The 921-nt window shown below is 56.0% G+C and carries 1 rRNA gene; it reads right to left on the bottom strand.

The features are described 5' to 3' along the window. Positions 1–921 (bottom strand): 16S ribosomal RNA (locus tag ACXIUA_RS10560); the annotation flags it as partial.

Below are 921 nucleotides of genomic sequence, written 5' to 3'. Positions count from 1 at the left end.
CAGACCCCAATCCGAACTAAGGCCGGCTTTGTGCGATTAGCATCCCCTCACAAGGTAGCAAACGCGCTGTACCGACCATTGTAGCATGTGTGAAGCCCTGGACATAAGGGGCATGATGATTTGACGTCATCCCCACCTTCCTCCGAGTTAACCCCGGCAGTCTCTCATGAGTCCCCACCATTACGTGCTGGCAACATAAGACAAGGGTTGCGCTCGTTGCGGGACTTAACCCAACATCTCACGACACGAGCTGACGACAACCATGCACCACCTGTATAGCGACCACAAGGGAAACCACATCTCTGCGGCGATCCGCTACATGTCAAGCCCAGGTAAGGTTCTTCGCGTTGCATCGAATTAATCCACATGCTCCGCCGCTTGTGCGGGCCCCCGTCAATTCCTTTGAGTTTTAGCCTTGCGGCCGTACTCCCCAGGCGGGGCGCTTAATGCGTTAGCTACGGCACAAATCCCGTGGAAGGGACTCACACCTAGCGCCCACCGTTTACGGCATGGACTACCAGGGTATCTAATCCTGTTCGCTACCCATGCTTTCGCTCCTCAGCGTCAGTTACTGCCCAGAGACCTGCCTTCGCCATCGGTGTTCCTCCTGATATCTGCGCATTTCACCGCTACACCAGGAATTCCAGTCTCCCCTACAGCACTCAAGTTATGCCCGTATCGCCTGCAGTCCCACAGTTAAGCTGTGGACTTACACAAACGACGCGACAAACCACCTACGAGCTCTTTACGCCCAGTAATTCCGGACAACGCTCGCACCCTACGTATTACCGCGGCTGCTGGCACGTAGTTAGCCGGTGCTTCTTCTCCAGGTACCGTCACTTGCGCTTCGTCCCTAGCGAAAGGAGTTTACAACCCGAAGGCCTTCATCCCCCACGCGGCGTCGCTGCATCAGGCTTGCGC

Source organism: Corynebacterium sp. UMB8791 (genome assembly GCF_054166365.1).
The sequence above is the reverse complement of the archived record's forward strand: the minus strand, read 5'-3'. Positions and strand labels throughout refer to the sequence as shown.